The 10,253-nt window shown below is 63.4% G+C and carries 9 protein-coding genes; 5 read left to right on the forward strand and 4 right to left on the reverse strand.

The window, feature by feature from the left end:
- From CAPSK01_RS11715 to CAPSK01_RS11725, 3 genes are all read left to right on the forward strand, one after another.
- Positions 1-1,380: NADH-quinone oxidoreductase subunit M (locus CAPSK01_RS11715; protein WP_034926510.1), on the forward strand; the 1,380-nt coding region annotated here is incomplete at its 5' end.
- Complete coding sequence (locus CAPSK01_RS11720) at positions 1,373-2,878, forward strand: NADH-quinone oxidoreductase subunit M (protein ID WP_034926513.1); 1,506 nt, start codon at positions 1,373-1,375, stop codon at positions 2,876-2,878. The genes CAPSK01_RS11715 and CAPSK01_RS11720, both read left to right, overlap by 8 nt.
- Before the next feature lie 289 nt (positions 2,879-3,167).
- Positions 3,168-3,575, forward strand: coding sequence for a DUF4332 domain-containing protein (locus CAPSK01_RS11725; protein WP_034926516.1), 408 nt, complete (start codon positions 3,168-3,170; stop codon positions 3,573-3,575).
- A 307-nt stretch (positions 3,576-3,882) separates the two neighbouring features.
- Here the strand turns inward: CAPSK01_RS11725 and CAPSK01_RS11730 are convergent, their stop codons facing one another.
- From CAPSK01_RS11730 to CAPSK01_RS11745, 4 genes are all read right to left on the reverse strand, one after another.
- Positions 3,883-4,782 carry an alpha/beta hydrolase gene (locus tag CAPSK01_RS11730; protein WP_034926794.1) on the reverse strand — a complete coding sequence of 300 codons (900 nt, stop codon included), beginning with the start codon at positions 4,780-4,782 and terminating at the stop codon, positions 3,883-3,885.
- Between the two features lie 81 nt (positions 4,783-4,863).
- Positions 4,864-6,246 (reverse strand): DNA repair protein RadA, encoded by a 1,383-nt coding sequence (gene radA / locus CAPSK01_RS11735; RefSeq protein ID WP_034926519.1) that lies wholly within the window; start codon positions 6,244-6,246, stop codon positions 4,864-4,866.
- Positions 6,247-6,248: 2 nt separating this feature from the next.
- On the reverse strand, positions 6,249-7,349 hold the full coding sequence (gene alr / locus CAPSK01_RS11740) for an alanine racemase (RefSeq protein ID WP_034926522.1): 1,101 nt from the start codon (positions 7,347-7,349) through the stop codon (positions 6,249-6,251).
- On the reverse strand, positions 7,349-8,254 hold the full coding sequence (locus tag CAPSK01_RS11745) for a LysR family transcriptional regulator (protein WP_034926524.1): 906 nt from the start codon (positions 8,252-8,254) through the stop codon (positions 7,349-7,351). The genes alr and CAPSK01_RS11745 overlap by 1 nt, the downstream gene beginning before the upstream one ends.
- A gap of 168 nt (positions 8,255-8,422) precedes the next feature.
- Here CAPSK01_RS11745 and lplT point away from each other — a divergent pair, with 168 nt between their 5' ends.
- Both lplT and CAPSK01_RS11755 read left to right on the forward strand, forming a co-directional pair.
- Positions 8,423-9,685 carry a lysophospholipid transporter LplT gene (gene lplT / locus CAPSK01_RS11750; protein WP_034926527.1) on the forward strand — a complete coding sequence of 421 codons (1,263 nt, stop codon included), beginning with the start codon at positions 8,423-8,425 and terminating at the stop codon, positions 9,683-9,685.
- Positions 9,686-9,769: 84 nt separating this feature from the next.
- The coding region (locus CAPSK01_RS11755) for an Lrp/AsnC family transcriptional regulator (protein ID WP_034926530.1) at positions 9,770-10,253 on the forward strand (484 nt) is incomplete at its 3' end.

A 10,253-nucleotide genomic window follows, 5' to 3' on the forward strand; every position in this document is an offset into this window, starting at 1 on the left:
ATCGGCCGTATCTTCGCGGTCGCCGAACTGGTCGTGGCGATCGACCTGTACGCCCGCATTGACGTGTCGACCAGCCTCCTGCAGTTCGCCGAGCGCGTCGATGTGTTCGCTTACCATGCTGCGGTCGACGGGGTGAGCGTGCTGTTCATCCTGCTCACGGCGCTGCTCGGCGTGCTGCTCTCTTTCTACGGCATGGCCCGCCAGCAGATCTCGCCGGTGCAACTCCTGAGCGTGCTGTTGCTGATCGAGTCGTCGCAGATGACCATGCTCACGACCATGAACCTGTTGTGGTTTGCCGGCGCTTCGGCCGTACAACTGGCGCTGGTCGGCTACCTGCTCTGGCGCTGGGCTTCGGCCAGAGAGGAAAATCAGGCCCTGTCACGCTTCCTGCAGTATCAGCTCTTCGGCTGGTGCCTGTTCATGGCCGGCTCCATCGTCCTGGTCTGGAGCCATGCCGACGTCCTTGGCGGCCACTGGAGCTTCGACCTCTTCGAATTGCTGGAAACGCCGCAGATCGCCAAATACCAGTCGGCGGCCTTCTATCTGCTGTTTTATGGCCTGGCGGTACGCACCCCGCTGTTTCCCCTGCATGGCTGGCTCCCCAACTCGGCCGGCTACGGCCTGATCGCCGTGGGTCCGGTGCTGCTGCTCGGGGTCAAGGTCGGCATCTATGGCATGGCGCGCTTCCTGCTACCGCTCACCGCCGAAGCGGTGATGATCTGGCAGCCCTATGTCGTGGCCTTCGCCATGGTCGGCGTCTTCTTTGCCGCGAGCATGGCTTTCCGGCAGGCCAATCTGCGCCGGCTGATGGCTTTTGCGGTGGTCAGCCATACCAGTCTGATCGTGATTGGCTTGTTTACGCTGCATCCGGCCGGCCTGCAGGGCGCACTGCTGCTGGCCGTCAACTTCGGACTGGCGATTACGGTCATGCTGTTGATGGTCGGTTACGTGTACCGCCGTACTGGCACCACCCATCTCGATCGGCTCGGCGGTCTCTTCGACCGCGTTCCCTTCATCGCCGTCGCCTTCCTGATCGGCGGCCTGGCGCTGCTCGGCATGCCCGGGACACCCGGTTTCGACGCTGTGCACCTGGTTCTGGAAGCGTCGATCGAAACCTTTGGCGCCTTGCCGACAATCGCCACTGCGCTCGGCAACGTCGCTGCCGCCGGTTTCCTGCTGTGGGCTTTCCAGCGCGCCTTTCTCGCGCCGCGACCCAGGGATCTGCCGGCAGCCCGCATCGCCCGCACCGGCAAGATGGAGTATTTCGTTGGTGGTGCCACGCTGCTGGTGCTGCTGGCAGCCGGTTTCTACCCCGAACCCTGGCTGCAGTTGACCGACACGGCAACGCAGACGCTGTCGGCCCATTTCTACCATGAGTGAACCGGCGTCCTGGCCACTGCTGAGTACGCTGCTGTCGCTGCCGCTGCTTGGCGCGCTGTTGGCCACGCTGTGGCGGCGCGAGGCCGGTGCGCAGTGGGTCGCCCTGAGCAGCGCGGTGCTGACGCTGCTCTGCTCGCTGCTGATCGTCGCCACCTTCGATAGTCAGGACCCCGACTTCCAGTTGCTGGATTCGGCGAGCTGGATCCCGGGAGTCAACATCCACTACCTGGTCGGCGTCGATGGCCTCTCGCTGCTCTTTCTGCCGGCGACGGCGCTGCTCTTCTGTGGTGCGATCGTCGCCGGCTGGCGACGACGGCATGCGCCGGCTGCAGCCGCAGCCCCCCCCGGCGTGTACTTCGCCCTGCTGCTGCTGCTCGAAGCGGCCACTCTCGGCGTCTTCTGCGCACTCGACAGCATCCTGTTCTTCTGCTTCTGGGAGTTCACGCTGCTGCCGCTGTACTTCCTGGTCAGCCTGTGGGGCCTGGGTGCCAGCCGCCAGGCAGCCGCCGTGCGCTATTTCCTGGTCATGCTCGCGGGCGGCGTACCGCTGCTGTTTGGCCTCCTGGCGCTCGCTTTCGGACATGCCGAACAGGGCGGCGCGCTGCACTTCGATCTGCCAACGCTGCTGGCGACAGCGCTGCCGGAGCGAACCCAGTATCTGGTGTTCCTGCTGCTGCTCGCCGGTTTTGGCGTCAAGGTGCCGCTGCTGCCGCTGCATACCTGGCTGCCCGCACTGGCGATGGGTGCGCCGGCGGCAGTGACGGCCGTGCTGGTCGGACTCAAACTCGGCGTCTACGGGCTGATCCGCTTCGCCATTCCACTGGCGCCACTCGCGGCGCGCGAGCTGCACTGGCTGCTCGCCGGTTTCGGTACCGTGGCCATCCTTTACGGTAGTGTTGCAGCACTGGCACAGAGCAATCTGCGCGCCGTACTGGCATACGCGAGCCTGTCGCATGTCGGGCTGGTCGTGCTGGGACTGGCATCGTTCTCGGTTTCGGCGCTGCAGGGAGCGCTCCTGCAACTGCTGCACTTCAGCGTCGCCGCAAGCGGCGGCTTTCTGGTCCTCGCTTTCCTGCAGCGCCGAAGCGACTCGACCGACCTCAGCCAGCTCGGTGGCGTGATCCACCGCATGCCACTCCTGTCGGGCTTCTTCCTGTTCTTCGGACTGGCCGGCATCGGCCTGCCGGGGACCAGCGGCTTCCCCGGAGAACTGCTGATCATCGTCGAAACGCTGCATAGCCATACCGGTGCCGGCCTCGCAGCGCTGTTCGCCATGGTGCTCGCTGCCGCAGCCTTCCTGTCGCCTTTCCGGCAAGCCTTTCTCGGTCCCTTGCGCAATCCCGACCTCGCCACCGCCGAAGACCTGCTGCCGCGCGAGCTGGCCTTGCTGCTCTTGCCGACCCTGTTGATTCTGGCGGTCGGCGTCTATCCGCGGCCGATCCTCGAACTGCTGCGGCCGAGTGCCGAAGCCTGGGTGGCGGCGCTCGCCGGGCTGTAGGCGGTTTGATCCGTCGCGCGTGCGTTTTGGCCAAAGCGCAGCGGTCGATGCTTGCGTGTTTCAAGAGATACCGCAAAAGACCGCAGAAGTGTCCTTGGATTTCTACCCTTCGACCGTCCAACCCGTCCATTTTCCCGGAATCAGGGCCATTCGGCATCTTTGCCTCAACTGCTCGCGAAACACCATGATTCGATATTAGAATTGTCTCCGCCGAATACCCGCTTGACCTGGAGATTCCGGCAACATGCAAGCTTCGCTTCAGCCCACCACACCAGAGGAGAAAACCGAAATGACCGTCTCAGTAAAAGACTTGCAGGGAAGCACCCCTGAGCTGATCGAAAAGCTCAAGGCCAATGGAATCCTCAACAATGAACAGCTTCTCGCGGCAGCCGCTGCGCCGGCACAGAGAAAAGTCCTCGCCAGCGCTTGCGGTTGTGAGACCCGCGTCATCCTGGAGCTCACCAACCGGGCCGATCTGGCCCGCATCAAGGGCGTCTCCGGAGTCTATTCCGACCTGCTCGAGAAGGCCGGCGTCGATACGGTCAAGGAACTGGCAACCCGCCGCGCCGACAATCTGCATGCCAAGATTGTCGAGACCAACGCCAGCCATCAGATCACCAAGCAAGCACCTTCCTTGGCCATGGTTGAGTCCTGGGTGCAACAGGCGAAGGAACTGCCCAAGACCTTGAGCTACTGAGTTTCACCGAAACACGAATTGGCTTGGGGCCTTCGGCCGTACCGCGGGACCCAGGCCGGCAGCAGCGCCTCCGGCAGCGGCAACAAACCGAAAACCCCTGCTTGACGACAACGACGCGGTGCTTGTCAAGAGGGTCTGCGCAAGGAGTTTCCATCTTGCATGGATATTTTCCGGGGTGCTCCAGCAGGTGGAGACGATCGCATCGCGTTCGGGATTCGGCGTGATGCGTTCGATATAGGATCGGCCGGTCGCGGGGTGGGCTAACCACCAAAATCGAGATGCGGTTGCTCCGGAGTGCCGCAACTGGTTATCGCCGTAGCATGCAATCTGGCACTGTTGCGAAAAACGACTCGATCAGCTCGGCCAGCATTTCCGGCCGATCGTGCTGCACGTTGTGCCCGCAATCGTCAATGCAAGCAACGCTTCCCTTCGCGAAGCAGTTCATTCGTCGTTGCAGTTCGTCGGGAGACTTGCCGAAGCGCTGCTGCACATAGCCTTCATCAGCCGTCACCAGCAGGACGGGAGCAGTCATCGCCCGCCAGCAGGCCATGACTTCCTCGATCCGGTAGAGGTGGGGCGAGGGGACCTTGTGCCAGGGGTCGCAGGCAACGACATACTTCCCGTCGGGCAGCTCGGTTGCGCAATGCGTCGCCAGAAATGCGGCCCGTTCCGGGAGGAGTCGCGGGTTGGACTGCAGCAGTCGCGCAGCAAGCTGATCGCGGCTGGCGTAGGCGCGCAGCTTCGGCGTCCCGCGTGCGTGGTCGAGCCATTCGCGGATGCGGCCGGGTGCTTCGTGGATTGCGTTTGGCTGCAGGCCAAGGAAATCGACCATCAGCAGGCCGGCAATCCGATCTGGCCGGGCGCCGCCGTAGATGCTCGCCACCCCACCGCCCATGCTGTGGCCGATGATGCGTGCCGGCACACCGGGGCTATAGCGATCGAGCAGCGCATCGAGGTCGGCGTAGTAATCGGCGAACCAATAGCGGCGGTTCAGCCATTCGCTTTGCCCGTAGCCACGCCAGTCCGGCGCCACCACATGCCACGCGTGACGGAGCGCATCAACCGTGAACTGAAAGCTGGCCGAAGAATCCATCCAGCCATGCAGCATCAGCAGCAGTGGCGCATCGTCCGGGCCCCAGTGGCGCACGTTGTAGGTGAGGCGATTGATCGCGACCCGCTCGCAACGGGAGGGCGTCAACGTCTGCACCCGTTGATCCAATCGGGTAAGGCGGGAATATTCACGATCTTCGTGCTATGACCTCCCCCCACGACGCGTCGAGGGCGCCCCTCATTCAAGCTCGCGCAACCGTCCGACCGCTTCTTCGACGCGCCGCACGGCGATCACTTCGAGGCCGCCGATCGCCTGCCTGGACTGGTTGGCCTCGGGAATCAGCGCGCGCGTGAAGCCGAGCTTGGCGGCCTCCCGAAGGCGTTCCTGACCACGCGGCGCCGGGCGGATCTCACCGGCCAGGCCCACTTCTCCAAACACCACGAGTTTGGCTGGCAAGGCGCGGTTTTGCAGCGACGAGACGATCGCCAGCAGCACCGCGAGGTCGGCCGCGGGTTCGCCGATCTTGACGCCACCGACGGCATTGACGAAAACGTCCTGATCAAAACAGACGATGCCGGCGTGGCGGTGCAGGACCGCCAGCAGCATCGCCAGTCGCTGCGCGTCGAGCCCGACCGTCAGGCGGCGCGGGTTGCCGTGCGCCTGATCGACCAGCGCCTGGATCTCGACCAGCAGCGGCCGCGTGCCTTCCTGGGTGACCAGCACGCAGGAGCCGGGAACATCGCTGCCGTGTGACGACAGAAAGATCGCCGAAGGGTTGCTCACCCCCTTCAGTCCGCGGTCGGTCATGGCAAAGACACCGATTTCGTTGACCGCCCCGTAGCGGTTCTTGACCGCCCGGATCAGGCGGAAGCTCGAGTGCGTGTCCCCCTCGAAATAGAGGACGGTATCCACGATGTGTTCGAGGACGCGCGGCCCGGCCAGAGCGCCCTCTTTGGTGACGTGGCCGACCAGGATCACCGTGATGCCGGTCTGCTTGGCCAGGCGGGTGAGCTGCGCCGCGCATTCGCGCACCTGCGCGACCGACCCCGGTGCCGAACTGAGCTGCTCCGACCACAGCGTCTGGATCGAATCGATCACCGCCACCTGCGGCTGCGCGGACTGCAGCGTGGCGAGAATCTTCTCGAGATGGATTTCCGCCAGCAGTTTCAGTTTGCCGGTGTCGAGCGCCAGCCGCCGCGCGCGCATCGCCACCTGCTGGCCGGACTCCTCGCCGCTGACATAGAGCACCTGCTGTGTCGCCGACAGGGCCGCCAGCGCCTGCAACAACAGCGTGCTCTTGCCGATTCCCGGATCGCCGCCGATCAGCACGACGCCCCCGCTGACCAGCCCGCCTCCAAGCGCCCGATCGAACTCGCCGATGCCGGTCGGCAGCCGATCCTCTTCGCGCGCTTCGATGTCGGAAAGCGTCTGCAGTCCGGCGGTGCCGCCGAGCGCGGCAAAACGCCGCTGGCTGCCGGTGGCCACCGGCACTTCGACCATCGTCTCGACCAGCGTATTCCAGACCTCGCAAGCGGGGCACTGGCCTTGCCACTTGCCGGTGCTGGCGCCGCACTCGCTGCAGGTGAAAACGGTTTTTGAAGGGTTCCCCGGCCGCGCCATGCTCAGATTTCGACGACCGGGACGCGCCGTGCCAGTGCACAGAACAGCTCGTAGCTGATGGTCTGTGCAGCGGCCGCTACCGCGTCGGCCGGCAGACCCTCGCCCCAGAGGACCACCGGGCTGCCGACGCCGGTGCCTGGCAGATCGGTCAGGTCGCAGGCGAGCATGTCCATCGACACTCGACCGAGCGTTTGCGTCTGCTGACCGGCAACGAGAATCGGCGTGCCGCTGGGCGCATGGCGTGGATAACCATCGGCGTAACCGCAGGCGACGACGCCGACGCGTGTCGGCCGCTGCGCGACAAAGGTGCCGCCGTAACCGACGCGCTCGCCGACGCCGATTTCCTGCACCGCCAGAATCCGGCTGCGCAGCGTCATCACCGGCTTGAGGTCGAGGCTCGCGGCCTCCTGAGCGGCGAACGGGCTGCCGCCATAGAGCATGATCCCGGGCCGTACCCAGGCATACGCGGTCTGCGGGTAACGCAGGATGGCGGCCGAGTTGGCGACCGAGATCGGCAGGCTTGCGGCCTCCGGCCAATCGGCGAGCATGCGGGTAAAGCGTTCGAGCTGCCAGTTGATGCAGCGCTCACCGCCGACCGCGTCGGCTTCGGCAAAGTGCGTCATCAAGGTCACCGGGGCAGGAGCCGCCGCCGTAGCCAGCGCCGTCAGTTCGCGGCGCGCGGCCGGAATCTGCCCGCCGGAGAGACCGAGGCGATGCATGCCGCTGTCGAGCTTGAGGTAGATCGGAAGGGGGACCGGCAGAGCGGCGTGACGCAGCATCTGCAACTGTTCGAGGCGATGAATGACTACACTCAACCGATACGTCGCACAGATTTCCAGATCGGCCGCGGCAAAGAAACCCTCGAGCAGGAGAATCGGCTGACGGATACCGGCCTCGCGCAGGATGATCGCTTCATCGAGGTCGAGCAGGGCGAAACCGTCGGCGACCTCGCCGAGCGCTGTCGCCGCACGCAGCAGGCCATGCCCATAGGCGTTGGCCTTGACCACCGCCCAGGCCCTGGCCGCACCGGCATGCCTTTTCGCAACCAGGTAATTGTGACGCAGCGCCGCCAGATCAATGCGGGCTTCAATCGGGCGCGGCATCAGGCAGACAGCTCGCGCAGCTTGTTCCTGGCGAAGTCGACGAAGGTGAGCACCACCCTGGAGCGGAAGCGTTCTTTAGGATAGACCAGCGACAAGGTACGCTTCAGTCGCGGTCGCAGCGGAACGGCGACGAGCGTTCCGAGTTGCCGTTCCTTCTCGAAACTCGCCCGCGACACGATCGAGTAGCCCAGACCGGTCGCCACCACGCCCTTCAAGGATTCCGGACTCGACAACTCCATCAGCATCCTGAGTTTCTCGGGATCGACGCCACAAGCCCGAAAATAGTCGTCGGTGACTTCGCGGGTGCCCGAACCCGGTTCACGTGCGATGTAGTCGTACCCCAACAGGCTGCGCGCATCGACATCGCTACGCTTGGACAGGGGATGATGGGGCGTGCACACCACCTGCAGTTCATCGTCGCCACAGATTTCGCACTGCAGGCTGGGATGATTGTTGGTGTTCGATTCGATCAGGCCGATGTCAAGGGTATGGGCGGCGATGGCGTTACTGATCGATTCCGAGTTGGCAACGGTCAGCCGCGCACGCACCTGTGGATAACGGACGTTGAATTCGCCAAGGATCGGCGGCAACATGAATTCGGCAATCGTCGTGCTCGCCCCGACCAGCAGGCTGCCGCTCATCTGCCCGGTCATCTCGGCGACACGGACGTCGAGTTCCTTGGTCAGTCCAAGGATGCGCTCCGCGTAATCGAGCACCAGGTCTCCGGCCGGAGTAAGCGAGATTCGCCCGCCACCGCGCTCGAAGAGACGGGTGTTGAAGTGTTCCTCGAGTTGCTTGATCTGAAAGGTCACGGCCGGTTGCGTCATGTACAGCGTCTCGCCAGCCTTGGTAAAGGACAGGTGTCTGGCCACCGCTTGAAATACCTGTAATCGACGATCAGCCACCAGCCATCTCTCCTTTTTCCTTTAAACCAGATTCAAACACAAAACAGCCCGGCGAGCCAGATCTGTGCCGGTCCAATGCGCAGCACCCGGCCACGGGGTTCTGCTAACAAGTTGGCGCCTTTCATGGTATAAGGCCAACACCCAACCCACAGGGCATCATAATATCCAATGCCTTTCGGCTTCTACATCATCATGGCTGCGCAGTTCTTTTCAGCGCTGGCCGACAATGCCCTGCTCATCGTTGCCATCTCGCTCCTGCGCGAAATGCACGCGCCGAGCGAGTACGAACCGCTGCTCAAGACCTTCTTCACCGTCTCCTATGTCCTACTCGCGGCTTTTGTGGGCGGCTTTGCCGACTCGATGCCGAAGTGGCGAGTCATGTTCATCAGCAACGGGATCAAGATCTTCGGCTGCGCGATCATGTACTGGGATGCGCACCCCTTGCTGGCCTACGCCGTCGTCGGTCTCGGGGCGGCCGCTTACTCGCCGGCCAAGTATGGCATCCTCACCGAATACCTGCCGCACCGTCTGCTGGTGGTCGCCAATGGCTGGATCGAGGGGCTGACGGTCGGTGCGATCATCCTCGGCGTCGTCGTCGGCGGCACGCTGATCCAGCCGGAGGTCGCCTACAGCCTGCTCGCCTTCGATTTGCCGGTCATTGATACCGGCGTCGATACCATCGGCGAAATGTCGCTCTGCTTTGTCGCCGTTTTCTACCTGCTCGCGGCACTGTTCAACCTCTATATTCCCGACACCGGCGTCGATCACCGTGTGCTGCACAAGAACCCCTGGTATCTGCTGCGCGAGTTCAATCATTGCCTGGTACTGCTCTGGCGTGACCGCCTGGGCCAGGTGTCGCTGGCAGTGACCACCCTGTTCTGGGGCGCTGGCGCCACCCTCCAGTTCATCGTCATCAAATGGGCCGAAACGGCGCTCCATCTCGGCCTCTCGAAGTCGAGCATGCTGCAGGGCGTGGTTGCCGTCGGTGTGGCGCTGGGTGCCGCTGGCGCGGCGAGAATGATCACCCTGCGCAAGTCCGTGCGCGTGATTCCGCTCGGCATCGCCATGGGGATCATCGTGCTGGTGATGAACTTCGTCCATCACCTGTGGCTCGCCATTCCCCTGCTGGTCCTGATCGGTGCGCTCTCCGGCTTCTTTGTGGTGCCGATGAATGCACTATTGCAGCACCGCGGCCACATCCTGATGGGTGCCGGACACTCGATTGCCGTTCAGAACTTCAACGAGAACCTGTCGATCCTGGCCATGACGGGTCTTTATTTCCTGATGATGCGCGCCAACATCTCGATCTACGTGGTGATTACCCTGTTCGGGATGTTCGTCAGCGGCGCGATGTGGCTCGTCAAGGGCCGCCATGAAGCCAATCAGGAAATCCGGGATGACGTCAGCCAGCTCGACGACAACGCCCTCTGAACTGGCCCGAGCCATTCCCTGCTGATTGATCTATGGGCAGAAACCGCTATACTGCGCATATTTCATGCATAAAAAGTACCGATCATGTCAAAAATCACCATCGACCGTTACGATCTTGCGTTGCTCGATGCGTTACAGCGCAAGGGCAACGCCACCAACGCAACCCTCGGTGAGCAGATCCGTCTTTCCGCGTCACAGATCAGTCGCCGCATCCAGCGGCTCGAGGAAGATGGCATCATCGCCGGCTATGTCGCGCTGCTTGCCCCCACGGCGCTCGGCCTGGGGGTCACCGCTTTTGCCCAGGTGATCCTCGAACGACACAACGATGCGGCCAGCGGGGCCTTTGAAAACGCCATCGCGGCCATGCCGGAAGTCACGGACTGCTTCTCCGTCAGTGGCGACGCGGACTACATGCTGCGTATCGTGGTTCCCGATCTGGCGGTGTTTTCCCAATTGATGATGAAGCGCCTGCTGTGTCTGCCGGGCGTTGCCCGCATCAAGACCAGCATTGCCCTGCAGACAGTCAAGCAGACGCATGTCCTGCCTCTCGATCACCTCACCCAGCCGA

This window comes from Candidatus Accumulibacter vicinus (genome assembly GCF_000584955.1).
Lineage (GTDB): Bacteria > Pseudomonadota > Gammaproteobacteria > Burkholderiales > Rhodocyclaceae > Accumulibacter > Accumulibacter vicinus.

Excerpts from the sequence above, each read along its gene's own strand:
- alr (WP_034926522.1), bottom strand. The coding sequence starts at position 7,349 with ATGCCGCGCCCGATTGAAGCCCGCATTGATCTGGCGGCGCTGCGTCAC.
- CAPSK01_RS11720 (WP_034926513.1), top strand. The coding sequence starts at position 1,373 with ATGAGTGAACCGGCGTCCTGGCCACTGCTGAGTACGCTGCTGTCGCTG.
- radA (WP_034926519.1), bottom strand. The coding sequence starts at position 6,246 with ATGGCGCGGCCGGGGAACCCTTCAAAAACCGTTTTCACCTGCAGCGAG.
- lplT (WP_034926527.1), top strand. The coding sequence starts at position 8,423 with ATGCCTTTCGGCTTCTACATCATCATGGCTGCGCAGTTCTTTTCAGCG.
- CAPSK01_RS11725 (WP_034926516.1), top strand. The coding sequence starts at position 3,168 with ATGACCGTCTCAGTAAAAGACTTGCAGGGAAGCACCCCTGAGCTGATC.